General features: G+C 72.1%; 28 protein-coding genes. 7 read left to right on the top strand and 21 right to left on the bottom strand.

Features of this window, described 5'->3' with window-relative positions; translation table 11 throughout:
• Positions 1–55: 55 nt before the first annotated feature.
• Positions 56–1690, bottom strand: a complete 1635-nt coding sequence (locus BJ975_RS01640; RefSeq protein WP_179423014.1) for a 4Fe-4S binding protein — start codon at positions 1688–1690, stop codon at positions 56–58.
• A 33-nt stretch (positions 1691–1723) separates the two neighbouring features.
• Positions 1724–2644, bottom strand: coding sequence for an AurF N-oxygenase family protein (locus tag BJ975_RS01635; RefSeq protein WP_179423012.1), 921 nt, complete (start codon positions 2642–2644; stop codon positions 1724–1726).
• 172 nt (positions 2645–2816) lie between these two features.
• Here BJ975_RS01635 and BJ975_RS01630 point away from each other — a divergent pair, with 172 nt between their 5' ends.
• Positions 2817–3110 carry a helix-turn-helix transcriptional regulator gene (locus BJ975_RS01630; protein ID WP_218845703.1) on the top strand — a complete coding sequence of 98 codons (294 nt, stop codon included), beginning with the start codon at positions 2817–2819 and terminating at the stop codon, positions 3108–3110.
• On the opposite strand, the gene BJ975_RS01625 is transcribed toward BJ975_RS01630, so the two are convergent.
• From BJ975_RS01625 to groES, 3 genes are all read right to left on the bottom strand, one after another.
• Entirely contained in the window at positions 3088–3384 is a 297-nt protein-coding gene (locus BJ975_RS01625) for a hypothetical protein (protein WP_179423008.1), read from the bottom strand. The genes BJ975_RS01630 and BJ975_RS01625 overlap by 23 nt on opposite strands.
• A 165-nt stretch (positions 3385–3549) precedes the next feature.
• Positions 3550–5151 (bottom strand): chaperonin GroEL, encoded by a 1602-nt coding sequence (gene groL, locus BJ975_RS01620; protein ID WP_179423006.1) that lies wholly within the window; start codon positions 5149–5151, stop codon positions 3550–3552.
• 31 nt (positions 5152–5182) lie between these two features.
• On the bottom strand, positions 5183–5476 hold the full coding sequence (groES, locus tag BJ975_RS01615) for a co-chaperone GroES (protein WP_078698994.1): 294 nt from the start codon (positions 5474–5476) through the stop codon (positions 5183–5185).
• A 143-nt stretch (positions 5477–5619) separates the two neighbouring features.
• Between groES and BJ975_RS01610 the strand changes: the two genes are divergently transcribed.
• The 4 genes from BJ975_RS01610 to BJ975_RS01595 all read left to right on the top strand — a co-directional run bounded on the left by BJ975_RS01610 (position 5620) and on the right by BJ975_RS01595 (position 9186).
• Complete coding sequence (locus tag BJ975_RS01610) at positions 5620–6780, top strand: THUMP-like domain-containing protein (RefSeq protein WP_179423004.1); 1161 nt, start codon at positions 5620–5622, stop codon at positions 6778–6780.
• Positions 6781–6865: 85 nt separating this feature from the next.
• Positions 6866–7585 (top strand): LamB/YcsF family protein, encoded by a 720-nt coding sequence (locus tag BJ975_RS01605; RefSeq protein ID WP_179423002.1) that lies wholly within the window; start codon positions 6866–6868, stop codon positions 7583–7585.
• Positions 7586–7587: 2 nt separating this feature from the next.
• The gene (locus tag BJ975_RS01600; protein WP_179423000.1) at positions 7588–8169 is read left to right on the top strand and encodes a 5-oxoprolinase subunit B family protein; all 582 of its coding nucleotides are present in this window, start codon (positions 7588–7590) and stop codon (positions 8167–8169) included.
• Between the two features lie 162 nt (positions 8170–8331).
• Positions 8332–9186: a 5-oxoprolinase subunit C family protein gene (locus BJ975_RS01595; protein WP_179422998.1), complete on the top strand. Its 855-nt coding sequence runs from the start codon at positions 8332–8334 to the stop codon at positions 9184–9186.
• Positions 9187–9244: 58 nt separating this feature from the next.
• On the opposite strand, the gene tsaD is transcribed toward BJ975_RS01595, so the two are convergent.
• From tsaD to glmS, 11 genes are read right to left on the bottom strand one after another with little or no spacing between them, the layout of a single operon-like run.
• On the bottom strand, positions 9245–10291 hold the full coding sequence (gene tsaD, locus BJ975_RS01590; RefSeq protein WP_179422996.1) for a tRNA (adenosine(37)-N6)-threonylcarbamoyltransferase complex transferase subunit TsaD: 1047 nt from the start codon (positions 10289–10291) through the stop codon (positions 9245–9247).
• 52 nt (positions 10292–10343) lie between these two features.
• Complete coding sequence (locus BJ975_RS01585; protein WP_179422994.1) at positions 10344–11099, bottom strand: lysophospholipid acyltransferase family protein; 756 nt, start codon at positions 11097–11099, stop codon at positions 10344–10346.
• A 40-nt stretch (positions 11100–11139) separates the two neighbouring features.
• On the bottom strand, positions 11140–11553 hold the full coding sequence (locus BJ975_RS01580) for a DUF5709 domain-containing protein (RefSeq protein ID WP_179422992.1): 414 nt from the start codon (positions 11551–11553) through the stop codon (positions 11140–11142).
• A gap of 46 nt (positions 11554–11599) precedes the next feature.
• Positions 11600–12082, bottom strand: coding sequence for a DedA family protein (locus BJ975_RS01575; RefSeq protein ID WP_218845702.1), 483 nt, complete (start codon positions 12080–12082; stop codon positions 11600–11602).
• The gene (gene rimI, locus BJ975_RS01570) at positions 12079–12534 is read right to left on the bottom strand and encodes a ribosomal protein S18-alanine N-acetyltransferase (RefSeq protein WP_179422990.1); all 456 of its coding nucleotides are present in this window, start codon (positions 12532–12534) and stop codon (positions 12079–12081) included. Before rimI ends, BJ975_RS01575 begins: the two co-directional genes overlap by 4 nt.
• The gene (gene tsaB, locus BJ975_RS01565) at positions 12531–13169 is read right to left on the bottom strand and encodes a tRNA (adenosine(37)-N6)-threonylcarbamoyltransferase complex dimerization subunit type 1 TsaB (RefSeq protein WP_179422988.1); all 639 of its coding nucleotides are present in this window, start codon (positions 13167–13169) and stop codon (positions 12531–12533) included. The genes rimI and tsaB overlap by 4 nt, the downstream gene beginning before the upstream one ends.
• Positions 13170–13216: 47 nt before the next feature.
• Positions 13217–14179 carry a tRNA (adenosine(37)-N6)-threonylcarbamoyltransferase complex ATPase subunit type 1 TsaE gene (tsaE, locus tag BJ975_RS01560; RefSeq protein WP_179422987.1) on the bottom strand — a complete coding sequence of 321 codons (963 nt, stop codon included), beginning with the start codon at positions 14177–14179 and terminating at the stop codon, positions 13217–13219.
• A gap of 13 nt (positions 14180–14192) precedes the next feature.
• Positions 14193–15176 (bottom strand): alpha/beta fold hydrolase, encoded by a 984-nt coding sequence (locus tag BJ975_RS01555; protein ID WP_179422985.1) that lies wholly within the window; start codon positions 15174–15176, stop codon positions 14193–14195.
• Positions 15173–16279: an alanine racemase gene (gene alr / locus BJ975_RS01550; protein ID WP_179422983.1), complete on the bottom strand. Its 1107-nt coding sequence runs from the start codon at positions 16277–16279 to the stop codon at positions 15173–15175. Before alr ends, BJ975_RS01555 begins: the two co-directional genes overlap by 4 nt.
• Complete coding sequence (locus BJ975_RS01545) at positions 16276–17691, bottom strand: NAD(P)H-hydrate epimerase (RefSeq protein ID WP_179422981.1); 1416 nt, start codon at positions 17689–17691, stop codon at positions 16276–16278. The genes alr and BJ975_RS01545 overlap by 4 nt, the downstream gene beginning before the upstream one ends.
• Positions 17692–17695: 4 nt before the next feature.
• Positions 17696–19540, bottom strand: a complete 1845-nt coding sequence (gene glmS / locus BJ975_RS01540; protein ID WP_179422979.1) for a glutamine--fructose-6-phosphate transaminase (isomerizing) — start codon at positions 19538–19540, stop codon at positions 17696–17698.
• A 45-nt stretch (positions 19541–19585) separates the two neighbouring features.
• Between glmS and coaA the strand changes: the two genes are divergently transcribed.
• Positions 19586–20536 (top strand): type I pantothenate kinase, encoded by a 951-nt coding sequence (gene coaA, locus BJ975_RS01535; protein ID WP_179422977.1) that lies wholly within the window; start codon positions 19586–19588, stop codon positions 20534–20536.
• Positions 20537–20670: 134 nt separating this feature from the next.
• Here coaA and BJ975_RS01530 read toward each other — a convergent pair whose 3' ends face one another.
• From BJ975_RS01530 to rplM, 5 genes are read right to left on the bottom strand one after another with little or no spacing between them, the layout of a single operon-like run.
• Complete coding sequence (locus BJ975_RS01530; RefSeq protein WP_179422975.1) at positions 20671–21642, bottom strand: GNAT family N-acetyltransferase; 972 nt, start codon at positions 21640–21642, stop codon at positions 20671–20673.
• Positions 21643–21680: 38 nt separating this feature from the next.
• Complete coding sequence (locus BJ975_RS01525) at positions 21681–22139, bottom strand: GNAT family N-acetyltransferase (protein WP_317628224.1); 459 nt, start codon at positions 22137–22139, stop codon at positions 21681–21683.
• A 2-nt stretch (positions 22140–22141) separates the two neighbouring features.
• Complete coding sequence (glmM, locus tag BJ975_RS01520; protein ID WP_179422973.1) at positions 22142–23488, bottom strand: phosphoglucosamine mutase; 1347 nt, start codon at positions 23486–23488, stop codon at positions 22142–22144.
• 13 nt (positions 23489–23501) lie between these two features.
• Positions 23502–23999, bottom strand: a complete 498-nt coding sequence (gene rpsI, locus BJ975_RS01515) for a 30S ribosomal protein S9 (RefSeq protein WP_179422971.1) — start codon at positions 23997–23999, stop codon at positions 23502–23504.
• A 20-nt stretch (positions 24000–24019) separates the two neighbouring features.
• A complete protein-coding gene (rplM, locus tag BJ975_RS01510) occupies positions 24020–24463 on the bottom strand; it encodes a 50S ribosomal protein L13 (protein ID WP_179422969.1) in 444 nt (147 codons plus the stop codon).
• Positions 24464–24698: 235 nt separating this feature from the next.
• On the opposite strand from rplM, the gene BJ975_RS01505 reads away from it, so the two are divergent.
• Positions 24699–25994, top strand: a complete 1296-nt coding sequence (locus BJ975_RS01505) for a citrate synthase (RefSeq protein ID WP_179422967.1) — start codon at positions 24699–24701, stop codon at positions 25992–25994.
• Positions 25995–26093: the final 99 nt, after the last annotated feature.

The raw sequence follows: 26093 nt of genomic DNA, 5'->3' as shown, positions 1-26093 counted from the left end.
CGAGTCTACCCGCGCCCCGACGCCGTCCCGAGGCCGCGGGATGTGATCCGCGTCGTCAGTGCAGGCTCGTCGCGGGGCTGACCTGGAGCATCTCGTCGACCGACGAGAACTTCACGCGCGGACGGCCCTCGCGGCGGCCCGCCTTCTCCTCGGCCTTCTCGATCGCGAGCATGCGGCGACGGCCCACGACGCCGTCGACGCGGGTGCGCACGAACGGTCCGAAGGTGAGCCTGCGGCGCGGCGCCGGCGGGATGAGCCCGGCGTTCGCGTCGGCGATGATCGACTGGATCGTCTCGTGGGCGCACGTGCGGTTGGTGCCGATGCCGCCCGTGGCGCCGCGCTTGATCCAGCCTACGACGTAGGTGCCCGGCACGGGCCGACCCGTGTCGGGGTCGATCACGCGACCGTGCTCGTTCGGGACCGTGGCGGTCTCCTCGTCGAACGGCAGATCGGGCACGGGAGTGCCGCGGTGGCCGGTGGCGCGGATCAGCGTGCCGCACGGCACCTTCACGGCCTGCTCGGCGACGCCCGACGGCGCCACCTGCACGGCCTCTACCTGGTCGTCGCCCTCGACCGAGACGACTTGGCGGCCGAACGCGAAGACGAGGCGACGGCGCTCGCCGGGCGGCGTGGTGAGATCGACGTCGACCAGCGGCAGCGCGGCCAGGACCGCGGCGTTGGTCTCGGGCTCGGCGTCCTCCAGCTCGGCCACGGTGAACTCGTCGCGGGCGACCACGACGTCGATGCCCGGCGGCATCATCAGCAGCTCGGGCCGGGTGAACGCCGCGGCCGACGGCCCGCGCCGGCCGAGCAGGACCACCTCGCGGACGTCGAGCCCGCGGAACGCCTGCACGGCGTGGTCGGGCATGTCGGTGCGCGCCAGCACGTCGGGGTCGTGCAGCAGCAGCCGGGCCAGGTCGAGCGCCACGTTGCCGTTGCCCACGATCACGACGCGGTCACCCTGGAGCACCACGCCGGTGGGCTCGACGTCGAGCGCGCCGTTGTACCAGCCGACGACCTCGGGCGCGGGGTAGACGCCGGGCAGGTCCTCCCCCGGCACCCCCAGCTCGCGGTCGCGGCGCGCGCCGACGCCGTAGATCACGACGTCGTGGTGGCGCAGCACGTCGCGGTGGGAGATGTCGCGGCCGACCTCGACGTTCATCACCATCGAGGTGCGCGGGTGCTTGTAGGCCCACTGGAACAGGTCGGCGAACTTCTTGGTGTCGACGTGGTCGGGAGCCACCCCGCCGCGCACGAGACCGCCCGGCACGGGGAGCCGGTCGATCATCGTGATCCGCGCGTCGGTGGACAGCAGCAGCTGACGCGCAGTGTAGGCCGCGGCCGGACCCGTGCCGACGATCGCGATCGACAGCGAGCGCTCGAGGTCGCCGCCCATCTCCTCCCACGTGTGGACCTTCGGCTCCTCGCGCTCGGGGCGCCGCTCGAAGTACGCGGCGTTGAGCTCGGCGAAGATCGTCTCGGGTCCGCGCAGCAGGTCGATCGGCTTCGGCGCCGCCACCGGGCAGGCGTCGGCGCAGGCGCCGCAGTCGATGCAGACGCTCGGGTCGACGTAGACGATGTCGGTCGTCGCGAAGTCGCGCTCGTCGGGGGTGGGATGGATGCAGTCCACGGGGCAGACCGAGACGCACGAGGCGTCCTTGCAGCAGGACTGGGTGATCGCGTAGGCCACGGCGGGTGCTTTCGGTTCGGGTCGGCGTGGCCGTCAGAGCATGTGGACGGTGCGGTACATCCGCATGGCGGACGGGGTCAGCAGGCCCACCTCGGACAGGAAGTCCATGAGGTGCACGCAGCTCATCCGCATGAGGTTCTGGTGGTGGGTGTTGGACTTCGCCGCCGCCTTCGCCTCCTCGGGATCGAGGCCGGCGTTGGCGTAGACGTCGTCGTTGACCAGCGAGTCGACGATGATCGCGGCCACGATCGAGATGACGAACGCGGCCAGGTGCCGGCGCGGCTTGGAGATCCCCTCGAGGTACTCCTTGATCTCCATGCGCGCGAACTTCATGTGGCGCGCCTCCTCGACCACGTGGATCTTGCTCGTGGTGCGCACCTCCTCGAGGACGTTCTCGCCGCGCATCCAGTCGCGCTGCATGATGTCGAGGACCTCCTCGGCCACGAGGATCGAGGAGTACGCCATCTCGCCGGTGGCGGTGGTGCGGAAGACGCGGGCCAGCTCGTGGAAGAGACGGCGCGGGCGGTAGTGCGGGACGCCCATCTTGCTGCAGGTCTTGCTGAACATCAGCGAGTGGCGGCACTCGTCGGCGATCTCGGTGAGGGCGAAGCGGAACTCGGGGTCGCCGTAGTCGGCCGAGTACTGCGAGCGCAGCACCATCGACTGGAGCATCGTCTCGAACCAGATGCCGGTGCTCATGATCGAGCCGACCTCGTGGCGGGTGAGGTCGATCCGCTGCTGCTCGGTCATCCGGTCCCACAGCGGCGTGCCGTAGAGCGTGGACCACTCGGGGTTGAGGCCGTACTTGTGCGGGTCGAGCGGCTTGTCCCAGTCGATCTCCTGGTCGGGGTCGTACGACAGGACGGCGGCGGACTCGAGCAGTCGCTCCAGCTCGGAGTCCATGTCGATGGACTGGCGGAACTCGACGGCGGCGCGATCGTCGGTGACGGTCATGCGATCTCCTCGGTCATCGGTATGTGACATTGTGAATGTAACATAGACTGTGAGACGCGTCACCACCTTTTCGGAGCCGTCCCGGATCCCCGGTCCGCACGCCGGGGATGCGACGCCGCGCCACACCGTATTGGGCTGCGCGCGGACGACGATTGGGCCCATGCTGTTGTGCATGCCCAAACGGACGCCGACCGCTCACACCGCCGAGGTCGCCAGCTCGTTCGCCCAGTGGCTGCGCCGCCGCCGCGAGCAGGCCGGCATGACCCAGGAGGAGCTCGCGCACCGCGCGGGACTGAGCCGCAACCAGGTGCAGAACCTGGAGAACAACCGCAACAACAACGCCACCGGCCGCTCCTCGGCCAACCCGAGCCTGGACACGATCCTGGCCCTCGAGGCGGCCTTCGGACTGGAGCTGGGCGACCTGCTGGTGGACGTGCGGCGGTTCATGGAGTCGTCCGACCGCTGACCCTCACGCGCTCGACCTCGGACACGATCCGGTCGAACACGTCGGCCGCGTGCTGCAGTGCCGCGGCGAACGCACGCCCCTCCCCCGCCGACGCCGCATAGGCCTCGGCCCCGTAGGCCAGCTCGATCCGGTCGCCGGGCAGCGCGCCGTGCAGGATGGCCACCCAGGCCCCACCGGGCACCGGGAACACACGGGCGTGCTGCTCGTCCTCTGCCGTCTCGCCGGAGCGGTGGTCGGTGCACCACCACGGGCAGGTGGTCGATGGCGTCGTCATGGGGCAGTCCTATCAACGGGTGCGGACACCGGGTCGAACCCTAGGTTATTGGGCCCGACGGACACTGTCGTCCCTCGTCTCACGAGCGGCTCCGGCCCGTCCCGCCGTCACCGCACGACGCAGGCCCCGGGCGGGTGCCCGGGGCCTGCGTCGTGACGGTGTCGGTCAGTGGTGGTGACCGGCGTGCGCGTCGTCCTCGTCGGCCGGCTTGTCCACCACGAGGGTCTCGGTGGTGAGCAGCATGGCCGCGATCGAGGCCGCGTTGGCGAGCGCCGAGCGCGTGACCTTGACCGGGTCGAGGATGCCCTGCGCGAGCAGGTCGCCGTACTCGCCCGTGGCCGCGTTGTAGCCCTCGCCCGACTCGCGGACCTTGGCCACGACGACCTCGCCGGAGACGCCGCCGTTGCGGGCGATCCACTCCAGCGGGGCGTCCGCGCCCTTGCGGACGATGCGAGCACCGATGGCCTCGTCGCCCGAGAGCTCGAGGTCCTGGTCGAGCACGCCGACCGCGTGGACCAGCGCCGAGCCACCGCCGGGGACGATGCCCTCCTCGATGGCCGCGCGGGTCGCCGACACGGCGTCCTCGATGCGGTGCTTCTTCTCCTTGAGCTCGACCTCGGTGGCCGCGCCGACGCGGATGACGCAGACGCCACCGGCCAGCTTGGCGAGACGCTCCTGGAGCTTCTCGCGGTCCCACTCGGAGTCGGTCTGCTCGAACTCGGCCTTGATCTGGGCCACGCGGCCCTCGACCTCGGCCTGCTCGCCGCCGCCGTCGATGATCGTCGTGTCGTCCTTGGTGACGACGACGCGACGGGCGGTGCCGAGGACCTCGAGGCCGACCTGGTCGAGCTTGAGGCCGACGTCCGGCGTCACGACGGTCGCGCCGGTGAGGGTCGCGATGTCCTGCAGCATGGCCTTGCGGCGATCGCCGAACGCGGGCGCCTTGACGGCCACGGACGTGAACGTGCCGCGGATCTTGTTCACCACGATCGTGGACAGGGCCTCGCCCTCGATGTCCTCGGCGATGATGAACAGGGCCTTGCCGGACTGGACGACCTTCTCCAGCAGCGGCAGGAGGTCGGACACGGCCGAGATCTTGCCCTGGTTGACGAGGATGTAGGGATCGTCGAGGACGGCCTCCATGCGCTCGGTGTCGGTGACCATGTACGGCGACAGGTAGCCCTTGTCGAACTGCATGCCCTCGGTGAACTCGAGGTCGGTGCCCATGGTGTTGGACTCCTCGACGGTGATGACACCGTCCTTGCCGACCTTGTCGAACGCCTCGGCGATGAGCTCGCCGATGACCGCGTCACGGCTGGAGACCGTGGCGACGGCGGACATGTCCGAGACCGAGTCGACGGCGCGAGCGCGCGAGTGCAGCTCGTTCGTGACGGCCTCGACGGCCGCCTCGATGCCCTTCTTGAGGCCGACCGGGTTGGCGCCGGCCGCGACGGCGCGCAGGCCCTCGTGGACCATCGCCTGGGCCAGGACCGTGGCGGTCGTGGTGCCGTCACCGGCGACGTCGTTGGTCTTGGTGGCGACTTCCTTGGCGAGCTGGGCGCCGAGGTTCTCGAAGGGGTCGTCGAGCTCGACCTCACGCGCGACGGACACGCCGTCGTTCGTGATCGTGGGGGCGCCCCACTTCTTGTCGAGGACGACGTAGCGGCCCTTGGGGCCGAGGGTCACCTTGACGGTGTCGGCGAGCTTGTCGACACCGCGTTCGAGGGCGCGGCGTGCGTCCTCGTCGAATTCCAGAATCTTGGGCACGAGTGCTCCCTAACGGTTGGCTTGGGTGGACTCAGGCGATGACGGCGAGGACGTCGCGGGCGTTGAGGATGAGGAACTCCTCGCCGCCGTGCTTGACCTCGGTGCCGCCGTACTTGCTGAAGAGCACCTTGTCGCCGACGGCCACGTCGACGGGGATGCGCTCGCCGCTGTCGCTGACGCGACCGGGGCCCACGGCCACGACCTCGCCCTCCTGCGGCTTCTCCTTGGCGGTGTCGGGGATGACGAGACCCGACGCGGTGGTCTGCTCGGCCTCTCCGGCCTTGATGACGATGCGATCTTCGAGCGGCTTGATGGTGACCGACACTGGTCGACCTCCCCTTTCGATGAGAGACGTTCGGTTGGCACTCACTCGTTGGGAGTGCCAGTCGTCAGCGTAGCACCGGCTGGCACTCGTCCCAACAGAGTGCTAGGTCCGAAGCCGGGGCACGCGGTGGCAGACTCGGGCGCGTGGACGCCCAGACCTTCGCCACCCTGACCACGCCGGCCGGGCAGGCGCTGCTGGCCGAGGTGGCCGCCTGCGCCGGGCGCGAGTCCGACCTCGCCCTGGGCACCCGCCTGCGTCGCGACCACCCGGTGGAGCTGGTGGCCGCGGCCGTCACCCAGAACCACCTGCGCGGCCGGGCCGTCGCGAAGTTCGGCGCGGACGCCGCCCACCTCTACTACACGCACGACGCGCTCGAGCAGTCCACGAGGCGGACCGTCGCCGACCACCGCGCCACGCGGCTGGTCGCCCTCGGCGCCACCCGGGTCGTGGATCTCGGCTGCGGCATCGGCGGCGACCTCATCGCCTGCGCCCGCGCCGGACTGGCCGTGCGCGGCGTCGAGCAGGACGAGGTGCGCGCCGCGATCGCCCGCGCGAACCTCGCCGCCCTCGGACTGGAGGGCACGGTCGAGGTCGGCGACGCGACGACCACCACCGTCGCAGCCGACGAGGTGGCCTTCGTCGACCCGGCCCGTCGCGACGGCGCGGGACGCACGTTCCGGCTGGACGCCCTCGTGCCGCCCTGGGACTTCGTCACGGGGCTGCTCGCCGGGCGGGCCGTCGCGAAGGTGATGCCGGGCATCGCGCACGACGCGGTGCCGCCGGGCGTGCAGGCCGAGTGGGTGTCCCACGGTGGCGACCTCGTCGAGGCGTGCCTGTGGGGCGCCGGTCTCGGGGCGCCCGAGGGCCGGGTCGCCACGGTCCTCCCGGCCGGGGTGAGCCTCGTGGCGCGCGGCACGCCGGCCACGGTCGGGCCGCTGCTGTCGCATCTCGTCGAGCCCGACGACGCCGTGATCCGGGCCGGGCTCGTGGCCGAGCTCGCCGAGGACCTCGGCGGTCACCTGCTCGACCCCCACATCGCCTGGATCACCACCGAATCCCCCGACGCCGCACCGCTCGGCCGCGCGTTCCGGGTCCTCGAGGAGCTGCCCTACCGCGAGAAGCAGCTGCGTGCGGCGCTGCGCGAGCGCGACATCGGCACCCTCACGGTGAAGAAGCGCGGCGTGGACGTCGTGCCCGAGCGCCTCGTCGCCCGCCTCAAGCTGTCGGGTTCGCGCACCGCGACCGTCGTGCTGACCCGCGTCGCCGGGGAGGCCCGCGCCTTCCTCGTCGAGCGGCAGCCCTGAGCGTGACGTTCCGGGGGACAGCACCCGGATCCGACTCCCGGGAACGTCACTGCCAGCGATGCCCCGGGCACGGTAGCGTCGGGCCATGACCCGCCGAGTCGACCTCAACGTGGACCTCGGCGAGAACCGTGCTCGCTGGGAGTCCGGTGAGGACGTGCGGCTGCTGGGGCTCGTCACCAGCGCCAACGTCTGCTGCGGCGCCTACGCCGGTGACGACGACCTGATCCGCGCCACGTGCGAGGCGGCCGTCGCGCACGACGTCGCGATCGGCGCGCAGGTCGGCTACCGCGACCGCGAGGGCTTCGGCCGGCGCGAGGTCGACCTGGCTCCCCGCGACCTCGTGGACGAGGTGCGTCACCAGCTGGACCACCTCGCCGAGCTGGCCGACGCCGCCGGAGGGGTCGTCACCTACCTCAAGCCGCACGGCGCGCTCTACCACCGGATCGCGCGCGACCCGCACCAGGCGGAGGCGGTCGTCGAGGCCCTCCTCGCCGACGGGAATCCGCTGCCGCTCGTCGGGATGCCGGGATCGATCGCGCTCGAGATGGCCGAGGACGCCGGGATCCGCGTCGTGCACGAGGGGTTCGCCGACCGCGCCTACACGGCCGAGGGTGGCCTCGTGCCGCGCGACCAGCCGGGCGCCGTGCTCACGGACCCGGACGAGGCGGCCCGTCAGGCGCTGTCGCTCGCCGAGTCGGTCGACTCGCTGTGCGTGCACAGTGACAGCCCCGAGGCCGAGGCCCTGCTGCGCCGGGTGCGCGAGGTGCTGGCCGCGCACGACGTGGCGATCGAGGCCTTCGGCTGAAGATGAGGATCCTGCCCTGCGGCGATCGCGCCGTGCTGCTCGACTGCGCCGACGCGGCCGAGGCGCGGCGCTGGCACGCCGCCCTGCGCGAGCACGGTGCGACCCTCGGCGCCACCACCGTGCTGCTGCGGGGACGCCCGGCCGACCTGCGGTCGCTCGTCGGCGCCACCGAGCCCGCCGACCTGACCGACGTCGTGGGCCGCGAGGTCGAGGTGCCCGTCGTCTACGACGGCCCGGACCTCGACGCGGTCGCGCGGCACTGCGGGCTCGAGCCGGACGAGGTCGTGCGCCGCCACGTCGCCTCGCGGTGGACCGTGGCGTTCGCCGGCTTCGCGCCCGGCTTCGCCTACCTGTCCGGCGGCGACCCGCGACTCGAGGTGCCGCGGCTGGAGCGGCCTCGGCCCCGCGTGGAGGCCGGATCGGTGGGGCTCGCCGGGCGGTTCAGCGGCGTCTACCCGCGCCCCTCCCCCGGCGGCTGGCGACTGATCGGTCGCACCGACGCGCCGCTGTGGGACCTCGCCCGCGACGACCCGGCACTGCTGCACCCCGGCGACCTCGTGCGGTTCGTGGAGGTGGCGCGATGAGCGAGCGCCAGCGAGCGAGCCATTCCACACCACGAATCGCGACACCGACCTACCGTCGCTCTTCCGAGGCGGTGGCGCGATGAGCGAGCGCCAGCGAGCGAGCCATTCCACACCACGAATCGCGACACCGACCTACCTTCGCTCTTCCGAGGCGGTGGCGCGATGAGTCTGCGGGTGCTGGAGCCGGGTGCGCTGAGCCTGGTGCAGGATCTCGGGCGGCCCGGGCTCGGCGACCTGGGCGTGGGCCCGTCCGGCGCCTTCGACCGGCGCGCGCTGCGCGAGGCCAACCACCTGGTGGGCAACCCGGAGGGTGCGGCGATCGTCGAGGCGCTCGGCGGCGGGCTCGCCCTCGTCGCGACCGCGGCGCACGTCGTCGCGGTGACGGGAGCCGCCGGGCCACTGACGGTGGACGGCACTCCGGTGAACTCCGGACGGGTGCTCGCGCTGCGCCGCGGCCAGGTGCTGCGACTGGGTGTTCCTGAGCTGGGGCTGCGGTGGACCGTGGCGGTCGGCGGCGGGATCACCGTGCCTCCGGTGCTCGGCAGCCGCAGCACCGACACCCTCGCCGCCCTGGGACCTGCGCCGCTGTCCTCGGGGGCCGAGCTGAGGGTCGGGGTGCCCGCGGACGGCGTCTCGCTCGAGGCCTACCCGGCGGCGCTCGCCTCGGGCGAGGTCACCGTGCGCGTCGTGCTCGGGCCGCGGGACGACTGGTTCACGCCGGCCGCCGTCGCGGACCTGCTGTCGAGTCCGTGGCGGGTCGACCCCGTCTCGGACCGGATCGGGGTACGGCTCGACGGACCGGCGCTGGAGCGCGCCCGCGACGGGGAGCTCGAGAGCGAGCCGGTCCTGCGCGGCAGCATCCAGGTGACGACCTCGGGGCGACCGGTGGTGCTGGGCCCGGACCATCCCGTGACCGGCGGCTACCCGGTCATCGGCGTCGTGGTGGACCCCGACACCGACCTGCTGGCGCAGGTGCGCCCGGGCGACGTGGTCCGCTTCCGGCGCCACCGCGCCTGACGCCCTCCCCGTCCCGCCGAGTGGCGCAAACCGGGGTCGCGAGCGGCGGGCAGCCGGGTCAGGCGGCGACGATGCGGGTGACGGGGAGGCTCGAGTCGACGGCGAGGTCGAGCGAGCTGGGGGCGATGCCGCGGCGGACGACCTCGGCGCCGAGGGCGGCGACCATCGCGCCGTTGTCGGTGCACAGGGACGGCTTCGGGATGCGGACCTCGACGCCTGCCTTCTCCGCCCGCTCCAGGACGTAGTGGCGCAGTCGGCCGTTGGCCGCGACACCGCCGCCGAGGATCAGCCGCGGCACGTCGTGCTCGAGGCACGCCTTGATCGCCTTGCGGCTCAGCACGTCGCACACCGAGTCCTGGAACGAGGCGGCCACGTCGGCCACGGCGACCTCGCGGCCCATCCGCTCCTCGTGCTGCACGTGGCGGGCGACGGCGCTCTTCAGGCCGGAGAACGAGAAGTCCCAGCGGTACCGCTCGAGGTCGCGGCCGGTGGTGAGGCCGCGCGGGAAGTCGATCGCCTTCGGGTCGCCGTCGCGGGCGACCTTGTCGATCTCGGGACCGCCCGGGTAGGGCAGGCCGAGCAGGCGGGCGACCTTGTCGAAGGCCTCGCCGGCGGCGTCGTCGATCGTGCCGCCCAGCAACGTGATGTCGGTGGCGATGTCGTTGACCAGCAGCAGCTCGGTGTGGCCGCCGCTGACCAGCAGCGCGACCGAGGGCTCGGTGTACCGGCCGTGCTCGAGCTGGTCGACCGCCACGTGGGCGGCGAGGTGGTTGACGCCGTAGAGCGGCTTGTCGTGCGCGAGGGCCAGCGCCTTGGCCGCGGCCACGCCGACGAGCAGCGCGCCGGTCAGGCCGGGGCCGCTGGTGACCGCGATCGCGTCGACGTCGCGGACGTCGACGCCCGCCTGCTCGTAGGCCTGCTCGAGCGTGGGCACCATCGCCTCGAGGTGCGCGCGGCTGGCGACCTCGGGGACGACGCCACCGAAGCGGACGTGCTCCTCCACGCTCGACGCCACGGCATGGGCCAGCAGGGTGGTGCCCCGCACGATGCCCACGCCGGTCTCGTCGCAGGAGGACTCGATGCCCAGGACCAGCGGTTCGCTCACCGGTCCATTGTGCCGTGGGCGGGCCACCGGGCTCGCCACCGGACCTCGGCGGTCAGTCGCGCTCGGCGCGCTTGGCCTCGCGGGCCGCCTTCTCGTCGAGGTCCATTTGGCGGGCCTCGTCGGGCGTGGGGGCGGTGCCGCCGTAGCGCGCGGGCGCCCACCACTGGCCCTCGGGCGAGACGGGGTACTCGCGGATGGCCTTGTCGAGCAGCGCCGTGAGCGACTCGTGCAGGAGCGCGGTCTCGGCCACCGGGTCCTCGCCCGTGACGGGGATCGGCTCGCCGACGTGCAGCGCGATCGTCTTGCCGCGGCCCCACAGGTCGGCGTCGTGGTCCTTCGTCTTGAGCAGCTGGGTGCCCCACACGACCATCGGAACGAGCGGCACGCCGGCCTCGGCGGCGGCGCGGACGGCGCCGGTCTTGATCTCCTTGACCTCCATCGAGCGGCTGATGGTGGCCTCGGGGAAGATGCCGACGATCTCGCCGCGCCGCGCGTACTCGGCGGCCTCGTGCAGCGAGGCCTCGCCCTGCGCGCGATCGACCGGGATGTGGTGCATCGAGCGCATGATCGGGCCCGAGACCTTGTGGTCGAACGCCTCCTTCTTCGCCATGAACCGCACGAGCCGGCCGGCCGGCTGGGCCGCGAGTCCGTTGAAGACGAAGTCGACGTAGCTGACGTGGTTGGAGGCCAGGATCGCCCCGCCCTCACGCGGGATGTGCTCGGTGCCGGACGTCTGGAAGCTCATGCCCAGCACCTTGAACAGCGTCTTGGCCGTGCCGATGATCGGCGGGTACGTCAGGTCGCGCATGCGAGCACACTAGTGCACGCGCGTTCACCCGAAGGGCGTCTCACTCGTCCTCGACGACGTGGACGGCGGCCTCCTCGGCACTGGCTCCGGCGCCGTCGATGCCGACGTCGTCGCCGACCAGCTCGGAGACGTGGTCGACGCCGTTCCCGCCCTCGGGATCGACCAGTCGACCGGAGCGGCTGGCGCCGACCTCACCATCGTCGAGGTCGTCCTCGCTCCACTCGGCCTCGGGGTCGACGTCGGGCTGCTCCTGACGCAGACGCTGCTCGAACGACTCGCCGTCACGCTGCTCCTCGGCGGTGGTGCCGTAGCCCTCGCCCGCGGACCACCGCTCCGGGGCCGTCAGGCCCTCGTCCAGCGGATCATGGGTCTCGCGACCGAGCAGCGTGTCCTGGTCCTGGTCCTGGCTCAGGTACTGGGAAGGGGCCGGGGGCTGGTTGCGGGGATCGCTCATGTCTCCACCTTGCCACGCACCGGGCGCACTCGCCGGGCGGCGGATCTCAGTCCGCGCGGGTGTCCCGGGCGGGCGCCGACTGCCGGAACGAGCGGGTCAGCAACACCGCCACGACGACCACGACGAGCAGCACGAAGAGCCACCCGAGACGCTCGGATCCGCCCGAGAAGACGGCCAGGAAGGCACTCATCCCGATGGTCGACCAGATCGACGCCCAGATGACCGCGCCGGGCACCAGGCCGGTGAGATAGCGCGGGAATGACATCCGCGCGAGGCCCGCGCCGAGGTTCACGGCGGTCTGCGCGCCGACCGTGAAGAAGCTCACGGTGACCGCTGGCGGGCCCCAGCGCTCGACCTGCGCCATCGCGGCCCGCACCCGGGGGCCGGGCTCGCGCTCGCGCAGCACGCCGGCCGCGATCGCGCGGCCGATGCCATAGGTGCCGCCGGCGCGCAGCAGCACGATCACGAAGAACGTCAGCCACGCCCAGAACCACGGCCACGCCCGGATCGCGTCGAGCACCTCGCTCACGACGACCTCGTCGCGTCCGGCGCGGAGAGGTCACGCTCCATGAGCACGGCGTCGGCACCCGAGCGGTAGTAGCCACGGCGGCGGCCGGTCTCGCGGTAGCCGGCGCGGCGGTAGAGCGCGAGGGCCGGCTCGTTGTCGTCGGCGACCTCGAGCAGCAGCCGCTCGGCACCGCGGGCACGGGCGGCGTCCTGGGCGGCCCCGAGCAGCTGGGAGCCGACGCCCTGGCGGCGCGAGCCCAGCCCCACGGCGATCCGCATGAGCTCGGCCTCGGGCGCGAACATCCGGATCGAGGCGTAGCCACGGACCCCGAACTCGTCGACGAGCGCCAGGACGATGCGGTCGCCGACGAGCTCGTCGCGGACCTGGGCGGACGACCACGCGTCGGGCCCGAAGCTGGCGTTCTCGATGGACTCCAGCGTGTCCAGATCGCGCAGGCCCGCCGTGCGGATCATGCGCGCTTGGTCGCGACCTGCGGTGTCGCGTCGGGTCGGCGCAGGTAGAGCGGCTCGAGCGGGACCTCGGCGGCCGTGCCGCCGGCGACCAGGCGGGCCAGCGCGGCGGCCGACGGGTCGAGCGGACCGTCGTGCACCGTCGCGAAGCGGTCGGCGTAGAGCGTGCCGCCGCGACCGACCACGGGCATGCCCAGGGCGGCCACGGTCTCGGGGTAGTCGACGTCGGGACCGGTGACGCGCACGCCCTCGGGCGTGAAGCGGCCCCAGTAGACCTCCTTGCGCCGGGCGTCCGTGGCCACGACGAACTCCTCGTCGAAGTCGGCGGCGGCCTCGGCCGCGAGGATGTCGAGCGAGCACACGCCGTGCGTGGTCAGGCCCAGCGTCTGGCCCAGCGACAGCGCGGTGACGACACCGACCCGCAGGCCCGTGAACGGGCCGGGACCCACGCCGACGGCGACGTCGGTGAGGTCGGACGGAGCGGCGCCGGCGCGCTGGAGCGCGGTGCGGATCGCGGGGGCCAGCAGCTCGCCGTGCGCCATCGCGCCCTCCCCCGTCGCCTCGGCGACGACGGACGAGCCGTCGTGGACGGCGACGGAGATCGCCGGGGTGGCGGTGTCGAACGCGAGCAGCAGCACGGGCCCAGCCTAGTTCCGCCCCGGACCGACGTTCGAGCGGCCGCCGCTCAGCCGAGCAGGACCGAGCGCAGCGGCTCCTCGAGCCACCGCGGGCCGTGCGGGCGGATCGTGACGACGCGCATCTCGTCGGACGGGACGCCGCACGCGGTGCCGAGCGGGTCGCCGGGGCTCGCGCCGCGCGTCTCGATCGTGATCGCGAGCCAGCTGTCGGAGAGCTGCTCGGCCATCCCCTCGCCCCACTCGACGACCGTCACCGACTCCTCGGTGGTGGCGTCGAGGTCGATGTCGTCGATCTCGGCCGCGTCGCCGAGCCGGTAGGCGTCGACGTGCACGAGCGGCGGCCCGCCGACCTCGCTGGGGTGCGTGCGCGCGATGACGAACGTGGGCGAGGTGACGGGGCCGCGGACGCCGAGCGCATCGCCCAGGCCCTGCGTGAAGGTGGTCTTGCCGGCGCCGAGGCCGCCGGTGAGCACGAGCAGGTCGCCCGCGCGCAGCAGCGTGGCCACGCGCGCGGCGAGGTCGCGCATCGCGTCGGCGTCGGGCACCTCGCGCGCGAGCCACAGCGTCTTGGCCATCTCGATCGTGGGGCCCTGCTGGCGCACCGGCAGGTAGAGGCGGTGGTTCCAGAAGCGGAAGTTCGCGGGCAGCTCCTCGCGCACGTGCAGCCAGATGCCGTCCATGCCCTGCTCCTCCGCGACGTCCTCGGCGACGCCGACCATGGCGGAGGCGACCCCGCGGTCGCGGCCGAGCGGGTCGACGCTGACGCGGAGCAGGCCGAGGCGCCCGGGACGGGACCGGTCGAACAGGATCGCGCCCATCGGATGGCCGCGGCGCGTGGCCAGCAGACCGCCGTCGCGCTCGAGCGAGGCGGCGACGCTCTCGAGCGTCTCGTCGCCGGCGGTGGCCGGCGGGTCGAGCACGGGCCGCGCGGCGAACGCGCGGTGGATGACCCCGAGGACCTCGGCCGCGCGGTCGGGTCCGACCAGCGCGACGTCGAGCTCCGACGTCATGCTCGACGCTCGCTCATGCGATGTCCTTCAGGACGCGCTCGATCGCCTCGGTCACCTGCTCGTGCTCCTCCAGCATCACCATGTGGCCGGCGTCGTTGACGGGGACGAGCTCGGCCCCGGCGATGTGCCGGGCGAGCCAGCGGCTGTGACCGAACGGCGTCATGACGTCCTTCGTGCCGCACACGACCGAGGTCCGGCAGCGCGAGATCGTCTCCAGCCCGGCGCCGAGGTCGAGCTCGACGAAGTTGTCGTAGAAGTTCAGCACCACGGTGGTGGGCGCGCGCAGGATCATCTCGTCGGCCATGTCGACCACGGCGGGCTGCGCGTGCGGCCCGAACGCCCAGCGGCGGATGATCGAGAAGCTGTTGAACTCCCGACCCCAGTCGAGCACCGGGGTGGCGGCCTTGGCCAGCGGCATCACGAAGCGCAGGGCGGGGCTGCGGCGCATGAGCTTGCCGGCGCTGGTGCTGATGAGGACGACGCCGCGGACGCGGTCGTCGAACAGGTCGGGCTGTAGCTGCGCGAGCTGCATGAGGGCCATGCCGCCCATCGAGTGGCCGACGAGCACCACGGGCCCCTCGGCCGCGTGGGCGTCCAGCACGCGGCGGACGTCGTCGGCCATGTCGTGCAGCGAGGAGTTGCGGGGGCCGCTGCGGCCCGAGCGACCGTGCGAGCGGTGCTCCATGAAGACGAGGCGGGCGTGGCCACGCAGCGCGAGGCGCTGGAAGTGCCACGTGTCGAGGTCGCACATCCAGCCGTGGAGGAAGACGATCGTGGGCCCGGGACCCTCGTCGACCTCCACGTGGATCGGGACGTCGTCGGCCGCCGAGACGTAGTACGAGTCGCCGCGGACCGAGCCGAACTCGACCTCCTCGCCGCGCTGGAGGCGCCGCTGCTCGGTCTTGCGGTTCTTCAGGACCGTGGCGGCGGCGCCGGCGACTCCCGCTGCGGCGAAGGCGCCCGCGGTGGCGGCGACGCGTCCTGCGACCGATGTCATCGCTCTCCTCGGTAGGTCCGGGACCAGCGTCCGGCGAGTCGGGTGACGATCTCGTAGGCGATCGTGCCCGCCGCGTCCGCCCAGTCCTGCGCCGTCGGCTCGCCGTCGTCGCCGGACCCGAACAGCGTGACCGGATCGCCGATCCGGGCGGGTCGGTCGCCCAGGTCGACGACCAACTGGTCCATGCAGATCGTGCCACGGACGGGCGCCCGGCTCCCGGCGAACCCCACCTCGGCGCGGTTGGAGGCGGTGCGGTGGATGCCCTCGCCGTACCCCACCGGGACGAGGCCGAGCGTGGTCTCGTGGTCGGCGGTCCAGCGCCAGCCGTAGGACACCGAGGCGCCAGCGGGCACCCGCTTCACGTTCGCCAGGACGGTGCGCGCGGTGAGCACCGGGGTGACGCCGGGCGCGGGGACGGCCGGGTCGGGGTCGATGCCGTACGACGCGATGCCCCAGCGGACGAGGTCGAAGTGCGAGGAGGGTCGGGTCAGGCCCGCGGCGGAGTTCGCCAGGTGCCGCAGCCCCGGCTCGACGCCCGCCGCGGCGAGCTGGTCGACCGCGGCGCGGAACACCGCCTCCTGCTGGTCGTTGGCCGGGTGGCCGGGCTCGTCGGCGCTCGCGAAGTGCGACCAGATGCCCGTGACCTCGATGCTCCCGGCGGCTTGGAGGCGCGCGGCGGCCGCGACGAGCTCGTCCCACTGCGGACCGAAGGCGCCGTTGCGCGAGAGGCCCGTGTCGACCTTCAGCTGCACGCGCGGACGGTCGCCGGCGGCGGCGATCGCCTCGAGCTGGTCGACGCCGGAGGCCGTGACCTCCACGCCGGCCGCGACGAGCTCGGCGAAGGGCGCACCCGGTACGGCGAGCCAGCACAGCAGCGGGCCGCGGTCGCCGGCGACGCGGAGCTCGAGCGCCTCGGCGGGCGTCGCGACGCCGAGCCAGTCGACCGACTCGCGCGCCGCGCGCGCCATCGGCACCATCCCGTGGCCGTATGCGTTCGCCTTCACGACGGCCATCTGGAGCGCGTCGGGCGCGTAAGAGCGCAGCACCGCGAGGTTGGCGCGGTACCGGTCGAGGTCGACCACGAGCTCGGCGTTGGCGGTCACGGGCGCTCACCCTCCCCGTCGCCGGGGCGACGCGGCTCGCAGAAGTCGTGCAGGACGGACCCCAGCTCACGGGCGACGTCGGAGGCGACGAGGGGGCCGCGGAGTCGCTCGGCCGCCAGTCCGTGCAGCAGCGCACCGACCGAGCCGGCGTCGAACGCGTCGAGGCCCGTCGCGAGCAAGGAGCCGATGAACCCCGCCAACACGTCGCCCGCACCGGCCGTGCCGAGCCAGGGCGTTCCCGAGAGGTTCACGCGGGTGCGGCCGTCGGGCGCGACGACGAGCGTGCGCGGCCCCTTGAGCAGCACCGTGGCCGTGTACCGCTCAGCGGCCTCGCGGGCGTGCCGGAGGGGATCGGCCTCCACGGCCTCGCGGTCGACGCCGAGCACCGCGGCGAGCTCGCCCGCGTGCGGGGTCAGCAGCGCGTCGACCTCGAAGGACTGCGGCAGGTGGTGCAGGGCGGTGGCGTCGACCACGATCGGCACCTCGTCGCGCAGGGCCGAGGCGAGCGGGACCGGCGAGTCCTCGCCGCCCGAGCCCACGACCCACGCCTGCACGCGACCGCGGCGCGCCACGATCTCGGGCGCGCGGTCGACGACCCGGCGGGCGAGGTCCTGGGCGCCGACGAAGCGGATCATCCCGGCGGGTCCGGCCTGGGCGCCCGCGACGCAGAGGTGGGCGGCGCCGGCGTACTGCGGGGAGCCGGCCCTGACGCCGAGCACGCCGCGCGTGTACTTGTGGGCGTCGTGACCGGGGACGATCGCGTCGCGGAACCGCGCGCCGTCGCCGGCGTCGAGCGCCTCGAGCGCGGGCTCGCCCGCGAGGTCGAGCCCGATGTCCACGACCTCCACCCGGCCGGCGAGCGCCGACGCGGGACCGAGCAGCAGGCCGTGCTTGGCGGTGGCGAACGTGACGGTGAGGTCGGCGCGGATCGCGGGCCCGTCGAGCCGGCCGTCGTCGACGCCGATCCCGGACGGCACGTCGACCGCGACGACGAAGGGACGCTCGCGCTCGATCCACTCCGCCCACGCGGCGGCCGTGCCCGCGAGCCCGGGACGCGCGCCGATGCCGAAGATCGCGTCCACGACGTGGCGGTGGCCCTCGGGCCGGTCGACCATCTGCGCGCCGGCCTCGCGGGCGGCGGCGAGCCCGGCGGGGTGAGCCTTGGCCTCGTCGAGCAGGCACAGGTTCACGCGCCGGCCCTCCCGGCACAGGTGGGCGGCCGCGAACAGGGCGTCGCCGCCGTTGTTGCCCGGCCCGACGAGGACGACGAGCGTCTCGGTGGCGGGCACGGCCCGCGCGACGTGCTGCGCGAGCCCTGCGGCGGCGCGCCGCATGAGCTCGTCCCACCCGGCGTCGGCCGCGGCGACCTCCTCCGCCGCGCGCACCTGCGCGACGGTGTGGGCGGTCAGCATCAGCTCACTCGACCGTGACGGACTTGGCCAGGTTGCGCGGCTGGTCGACGTCGTGGCCGAGCAGCTCGGCCAGCTCGCACGCGAAGATCTGCAGCGGGACGGTGGCCACGAGCGGCTGGAGCAGCGTGGGCACCTTCGGCAGCCGGATGACCACGTCGGAGAACGGCACCACGGTGTCGTCGCCGTCCTCGACCAGGACGATCGTGTAGGCGCCGCGCGCCCGGACCTCCTGGATGTTGCTGACGATCTTCTCCTGCAGCTGGTCGCGGGCCCGGGGCGGCACGACGACGAACATCGGCAGCCCCTGCTCGACCAGCGCGATGGGGCCGTGCTTGAGCTCGCCCGCGGCGAAGCCCTCGGCGTGGACGTAGGCCAGCTCCTTGAGCTTGAGCGCGCCCTCGAGCGCGACCGGGAAGCCGACGTGGCGACCCAGGAACAGGAACGAGCGCCGGTCGACGAGCTCGGCCGCGAGCTTCTTGACCTGCTCGGCCTCGTCGAGCATCCGCTGCACCTTCGCAGGGATCTCGTGGAGCTCGTCGATGATGTGCGTGATCTCGTCGCCGTACTTCGCACCCTTGACCTGAGCGAGGTAGAGGCCCAGGAGGTAGCAGGCCACGACCTGCGACAGGAAGCCCTTCGTGGACGCGACGGCGACCTCGGGGCCGGCGTGCGTGTAGATCACGGCGTCGGACTCGCGCGGGATCGTGGACCCGTTGGTGTTGCAGATCGACAGCACGCGGGCGCGCTGCTGACGCGCGTACCGGATGGCCATGAGGGTGTCCATCGTCTCGCCGGACTGGCTGATCGCGACGACGAGCGTGGAGCGGTCGATGATCGGGTCGCGGTAGCGGAACTCCGACGCCAGCTCGACCTCGCAGGGGATGCGGGTCCAGTGCTCGATCGCGTACTTCGCCACGAGGCCCGCGTAGGAGGCCGTGCCGCACGCGATGATGATGATCTTGTCGATCTCGCGCAGCTCGTCGTCCGACAGGCGCATCTCGTCGAGCTGGAGACGACCGTCGGTGGTCATGCGGCCGAGGAGCGTGTCGGCCACGGCCTTCGGCTGCTCCTCGATCTCCTTGGTCATGAACCAGTCGTAGCCACCCTTCTCGGCGGCCGTGACGTCCCAGTCCACGGTGTACTCGGTGGTGGGGGCGGTGTTGCCGTCGAAGTCGGTGACCTCGATCGCGTCCTTCGTGATCGTGACGACCTGGTCCTGGCCCAGCTCGATGGCCTGCGCCGTGTAGTCGATGAAGGCGGCCACGTCGGAGCCGAGGAAGTTCTCGCCCTCGCCCCGGCCGACGACCAGCGGGGAGTTGCGGCGGGCGCCGACCACCACGTCGGGGTTCAGGGCGTCGGAGAAGACCAGCGTGAAGGCGCCCTCGAGGCGGCGGCAGACCGCGCGCACGGCCTCGGAGAGGTCGTCCTGCTGCTGGAGCTCGCGGTGCACGAGGTGGACGACGACCTCGGTGTCCGTCTCGGAGGCGAACTCGTAGCCCTCGTCCTCGAGCTCGGAGCGCAGCTCCATGAAGTTCTCGATGATGCCGTTGTGCACGACCGCGACACGCTCGTCGGGCGCGAGGTGCGGGTGCGCGTTGGCGTCGGTGGGTCCACCGTGGGTGGCCCAGCGGGTGTGGCCGATGCCCGTGGTGGAGGCGGGGAGCTCGTGCTCTTCGAGCTCGGCGTCGAGGTTGGCGAGCTTGCCGGCCTTCTTGGCCCAGGCGATCCGCTCACCGTCGACGACCCCCACTCCGGTGGAGTCGTAGCCGCGGTATTCCAGGCGTCGCAGTCCACCCATGACGACGTCCAGCGCCTGGCGATGGCCCACGTATCCGACGATTCCACACATGGGTTCAGGGTACCGACTGCGCGGTTGGCGGCACCGCTGGCAACAATGGTCGGTATGTCACGCGACTCCTCCCCGTACGTGGAGCTGGAACGCAAGGCGTGGGCCGAGCTGGCGCGCGACGCCGTGCAGCCGATGTCCGGCGAGGAGATCGAGCGCGTACGCGGCCTCGGCGAGGAGCTCGACCTCGACGAGGTGCAGCAGGTCTACGTGCCCCTCACGCAGCTGATCAGCCTGCGCGTGCGGCTGGCCGAGGCGCTCTACCGGGCGACCGAGCGGTTCCTCGGCGACCCGCAGCCTGACCGGGTGCCGTTCATCATCGGCCTGGCCGGCTCGGTGGCCGTGGGCAAGTCCACCACCGCGCGCCTGCTGCGCGACCTGCTGGCCCAGCACGACGACCACGCGCACGTCGCGCTGGTCACCACCGACGGGTTCCTGCTGCCGAACGCCGAGCTCGAGCGCCGCGGCATCATGCACCGCAAGGGCTTCCCCGAGTCGTACGACCGCAAGGCGCTGCTGCGCTTCGTCATGCAGGCCAAGAGCGGCGCCGAGCACATCGAGGCGCCGGTCTACGACCACCTGACCTACGACCGCACCGACGCGACCGTCTCGCTCAAGCGCCCCGACATCCTCATCGTCGAGGGCCTCAACGTGCTCGCTCCCCCGCGGCTGCGCGGCGACGGCTCCCCCGGCCTGGCGATCAGCGACTTCTTCGACTTCTCGATCTACGTCGACGCGAACAGCCGCGACATCCGGCGCTGGTACATCAGTCGCTTCCTGCGCCTGCGCGAGACCGCGTTCGCCGATCCCGCGTCGTACTTCCACCGCTACAGCACGCTGACCGACGCCGAGGCCGTCACGCGCGCCGAGGAGCTGTGGGACACGATCAACTGGCCCAACCTGCGCGAGAACGTGGCCACCACGCGCGGCCGCGCAGACCTCGTGCTGCGCAAGTCCGCCGACCACAGCGTGCAGTGGGTCCGGCTCCGCAAGCTCTGACCCCGTGGGAAGCGGTGAGGGGTCAACCCATCCCGCCAGGTGGCGGTGAGTGATCAACCGCAACCGGACCTCGTGAGGTTGATGACGCACCGGCCTGAGGCAGGACGGGTTGACAGCTCACCGCCCACTCGGCGTCAGGCGAGGTGCTTGACCCACTGGTCGGCCCACGCGGTGGCGCGGTAGCCGAGCTCCTCGTTGACCGCGATCATGTTGACGTTCTGGGCGTCGTTCCACGTGACGATGCGGCCACGGCCGGCGAGCAGGTCGCTCGCGTCGCGCATGGCCTGGCGCTTGAGGGAGAGGCCCAGGCCGTGGCCGCGGTGCTCGGGCAGGACGAGCGTGTCCCACTGGTAGACCTCGGGCGTCTCGTGCGGGAACAGCAGCTGCGTGTGGCCCGCGAGCGAGCCGTCGGGCGCCACCGCGACGACCGTGTGCGCGACGCGGCGCTGCCGCTTCCACTGCTCGACCTCGTGCAGCAGCCGATCGGCGTCCCAGAACTCGTTCTCCAGCGTGACCTCGCCCGACGGCGCCTCCTGGTTGAGCAGCGACCGGAGCCGCGCGTACTGGTCGAGCCACTCCCGCGGCGGGCTGCCTCGCCAGCCGGCGAGCGTGTAGCCGTCGCGCGGATCCGCCGGCGGCACGTCGGCCGGCAGTCGCAGCTCGCGCTGCACGTTCGTCGTGTCCGGCGCGTAGCCCCGGGCCAGCATGAACTCGCGGCCCGATCCGGTCTCGGCGTCGATGGGCCGCAGTGTCTCGGTGAGGATCTGGTCGCGCCCGTCCTCGGCCACGCGCAGCTCGATCCGCTCCAGCAGCGCCGAGCCGTGGCCGCGACGACGCAGCTCGGGCGGCACCCAGACCTCGACGAACGCGGTGGAGGCGTTGTCGCGCTCGGGGAACACCGCGAGCGCCACGGCGACGGGCGTCTCGCCCTCGCGCAGCAGCAGCGAGTCACAGCGCTCGTAGGCGTCGCCGACGAGCATCACCCGCAGCTCGTCGGCCGACCACGGCTGGTCGATGTCGCGCTCGTTCGAGCGCTGGTAGACGTCGTGGAACTCCACGAAGCTGCCGTGGTCGGTGGGGTCGAGGACTTCGATGGTCGCGCCCATGCGCGCATTCTCGCACCGCACGGGCGCCGAGCGACAGGTCAGACGACCCGGGTCAGGAAGACGCTGTTCGGGTCGGGGACGTAGTCGGCGAACGGCTCGCACTCCTCGAAGCCGTGGCGCACGTACAGCCGGCGAGCGGCGGCGAAGTAGGGCTCCGAGCCGGTCTCGAGGCTCAGCCTTTCGAGGCCACGGGCGCGCGCGGTGTCCAGCAGGTGCTGGAGCATCGCGGTGGCCACGCCCCGGCCACGAGCCGCGGCGGTGGTGCGCATCGACTTGATCTCGCCGTGACCGCCGCCGAGGTCCTTCAGCGCGCCGCAGCCCAGCAGGCGGCCGTCCTCACGCACCGTGAAGAAGCTGATCGCCTCGTGCCGCAGCGCGCCGAGGTCGAGCGCGTGCACGCTCTCGGCCGGGCTGGTGGCGAACATGTCGGCCAGGTGCTCGGCCAGCAGCGCGTGCACGTCGTCGCGCTCGAGCCCACCGGCCTCGACGGTGACCACGGTCAGATCGCGAGGTGCGTGCGGACGACCTCGGCGAGGTGGTCGGCGATGTCCTGCGCCTCCTGCGAGGTGGGCGCCTCGACCATCACGCGCACGAGCGGCTCGGTGCCCGAGGGGCGCAGCAGCACGCGGCCGGAGTCGCCGAGCCTCGCCTCGGCGGCCTTCACCTCGGCCAGCACGACCTCGTGGCGCGCGGCGCCGGCGCGGTCGACGCCGCCGACGTTGACCAGCACCTGCGGCAGCCGCTGCATGACCGAGGCGAGCTCGGACATCGTGCGGCCGGACTCGGCCATCTCGGCGGCCAGCTGAAGCGCCGTGAGGGTGCCGTCGCCGGTGGTGGCGTGTCGGCTCATGATGACGTGGCCGGACTGCTCGCCGCCGAGCGTGTAGCCGCCCTCGCGCATCGCCTCGAGCACGTAGCGGTCACCGACGGCGGTGCGCAGCACCGTGATGCCGGCGGCCTCCATGGCCCGGGTGAAGCCGACGTTGCTCATGACGGTGGCCACGACGGTGTCCTGCGCGAGCGAGCCCTCGCGCTGGCCGCGCAGGGCCAGGATCGCGAGGATCTGGTCGCCGTCGACGACCTCGCCGTTCTGGTCGACCGCCAGGCAGCGGTCGGCGTCGCCGTCGAAGGCGAAGCCCACGTGGGCGCCCTGCTCGACGACGATGCGCTGGAGGTCGCCGAGGTGGGTGGAGCCGCAGTCGCGGTTGATGTTGAGTCCGTCGGGCTCGGCGTGGATCGCGACGACCTCGGCGCCGGCGCGCGCGAACGCGTCGGGCGCGGCCTCGTGGGTGGCGCCGTTGGCGCAGTCGAGGACGACCTTCAGGCCGTCGAGCCGCGCGGGCAGCGTGTCGAGCAGGTGGCGCACGTAGGCGCCCAGGCCCGCGTGGCTGTCACCGACGCGACCGACGTCGGCGCCGGTGGGGCGGTCCCAGGGCTCCTCGAGCCGCTGCTCGATCGCCGCCTCGATGTCGTCGTCGAGCTTGACCCCGCCGCGCGCCAGGAACTTGATGCCGTTGTCGGGCATCGGGTTGTGGCTGGCGGAGATCATGACGCCCATGTCGGCCTCGAGGAACGAGGTCAGGTACGCCGCGCCCGGGGTGGGGACCACGCCGAGGCGGTGGACGTCGACCCCCGCAGACGCCAAACCCGCGACCACCGCGGCCTCCAGGAATTCTCCGGAGGCGCGGGTGTCGCGGGCGACGACTGCCGTGGGGCGCTGATCGGCGAAGGCACCGGCCTCGCCCAGGACGTGGGCGGCGGCCACCGAGAGGTCGACCGCGAGCTCGGCGGTCAGGTCCCGATTGGCCAGACCCCGAACGCCGTCGGTACCGAAGATCCGGCCCATGCGCGCCGGCAGATCAGCGCTTGCTGTACTGCGGCGCCTTGCGGGCCTTCTTCAGACCAGCCTTCTTGCGCTCCTTGATGCGCGAGTCGCGCGTCAGCAGGCCGGCCTTCTTGAGGGTCGGACGGTTGACGTCGACGTCGACGTTGTTGAGCGCACGGGCCACGCCGAGGCGCAGCGCGCCGGCCTGGCCGGTCATGCCGCCACCGCTGACGCGAGCGATCACGTCGAAGGAGTCGACGAGGCCGGTGACGGCCAGCGCCTCCTTGGCGATCTGCTGGTGCAGCTTGTTGGGCAGGTGCTCCTCGAGCGGCTTGCCGTTGACGGTCCAGACGCCGGTGCCGGGCACGATGCGCACGCGGGCGACGGCCTCCTTGCGGCGGCCGGTCGCGGAGCCGGGGGCGATGATCGAGTTGATCTCGGTCGTCCCGACGGCGCCAGCGGACTCGGAGGTGTACGCGACACCCTCGGAGTTGGTGGTGAACTCGGTCGTCTCTTCGGTGGTCTCAGCCACGATGAACCTGCGCTTTTCGCTTACTGGGAGATCTGCGTGATCTCGAACGGCTGGGGCTTCTGGGCGGCGTGCGGGTGATCCGGGCCGGCGTAGACCTTCAGCTTCGTGATGAGCTGACGGCCGAGGCGGTTCTTCGGCAGCATGCCGCGCACGGACTTCTCGATCGCCTTGCGCGCGTCCTTCTCGAGCAGGTCGCCGTAGGCGATCTGCTTCAGGCCGCCCGGGTAACCGCTGTGGCGGTACACGTTCTTGTCCGTGCGCTTGTTGCCCGACAGCGCGACCTTGTCGGCGTTGACGATGATGACGAAGTCGCCACCGTCCACGTGGGGCGCGTACGTGGGCTTGTGCTTGCCACGCAGGAGGGTCGCCGCGGCAACCGAGAGACGGCCGAGGACGACGTCCTCGGCATCGATGACGTGCCACTGACGGGTGATGTCAGCAGGCTTCGGGCTGTACGTACGCACGGATGACCTTCTCGCTGCAAATCGAAATCTGTGAAGTCGGGACTCGCGTTGGTGAGCACGCAGGACGTGCCGCAACACAACGACTCCCCAGATTACCCGGCGACCCCTCCGCTGGTCAAAACGGGTCGGCCGAACGTGACCCTGCTCTCGCGCAGCGTCTCGGGGGACACTAGGTTGGAGTGGGTCGCTCACCCCCGCGACCGTTACTTCTCTGACGTCACAGGAGACCCGCATCGTGACCGACAAGCAGACGCTGACCATTCGTGACAACCGCTCCGGCGAGGAGTACGAGGTCGAGATCACCGACGGCAGCATCCGCGCCGCGGACCTGGGCAAGATCGGCAAGTCCGACGACGACCCCGGCCTGTCCGTCTACGACCCGGGCTTCACGAACACCGCCTCCACCCGTTCCGCCGTCACCTACATCGACGGCGAGAAGGGCATCCTGGAGTACCGCGGCTACCCCATCGAGCAGCTGGCCGAGTCCTCGACCTACCTCGAGGTGGCCTACCTCCTCATCCACGGCGAGCTGCCCACCAAGGAGCAGCACGACCAGTGGGTGCACGAGATCACGTTCCACACGTTCGTGCACGAGAACCTCAAGAGCCAGCTGCAGGGCTTCCGCTACGACGCGCACCCCATGGGCATGCTGCTGTCGAGCGTGGGCGCCCTGTCGACGTTCTACCCCGAGGCCCGCAACATCAAGGACCCGCAGATCCGCCACGAGCAGATCGTGCGCATGATCGCGAAGATGCCGACCCTCGGCGCCTGGTCCTTCCGCCACGCGCAGGGCAAGCCGTACGTCTACCCCGACAACGAGCTGTCGTACACCGAGAACTTCCTCTCGATGCTGTTCCGGATGAGCGAGCCGAAGTACGACCCGGACCCGCGTCTGGCCAAGGCCCTCGAGGTGCTGTTCATCCTGCACGCCGACCACGAGCAGAACGCGTCGACGAACGCCGTGCGCTCGGTCGGCTCCAGCCAGGTCGACCCGTACTCGGCCGTCAGCGCCGGCATCGCGGCCCTCTACGGCCCGCTGCACGGTGGCGCCAACGAGGCCGTCCTGAAGATGCTCAAGCGCATCAAGACCAAGGAGAACGTCCCGGCGTTCATCGAGGGCGTCAAGAACGGCGACGAGCGCCTCATGGGCTTCGGTCACCGCGTCTACAAGAACTACGACCCGCGCGCCACGATCATCAAGAAGGCCTGCGACGACGTCTTCGAGGTCACGGGCGTCAACCCGCTGCTCGAGGTCGCCCAGGAGCTGGAGAAGATCGCGCTCGAGGACGAGTACTTCGTCAAGCGCAAGCTCTACCCCAACGTCGACTTCTACTCGGGCCTGATCTACGAGGCGCTGCAGTTCCCGCCGGAGATGTTCACGGTCCTGTTCGCCATCCCCCGCACGTCGGGCTGGCTGGCGCAGTGGCTCGAGCTCGTCGACGACCCGGAGCAGAAGATCGCCCGCCCGAAGCAGATCTACACCGGTGCCCGTCAGCTGGACTTCACCCCGGCCAGCGAGCGCTGGAAGTGAGCTGAGTCCTCACGCCGCGAAGGCCGCGAGTCCCGAGAGGGGCTCGCGGCCTTCGCCGTTCCGGGGGCGTTGCGCGCCGTCCGACCTCCCGGGCCCACT

This window comes from Aeromicrobium tamlense (assembly GCF_013408555.1).
Classification (GTDB): domain Bacteria; phylum Actinomycetota; class Actinomycetes; order Propionibacteriales; family Nocardioidaceae; genus Aeromicrobium; species Aeromicrobium tamlense.
Note: the sequence above shows the minus strand (reverse complement) of the source record. Positions and strands in the feature narration are given on the sequence as shown.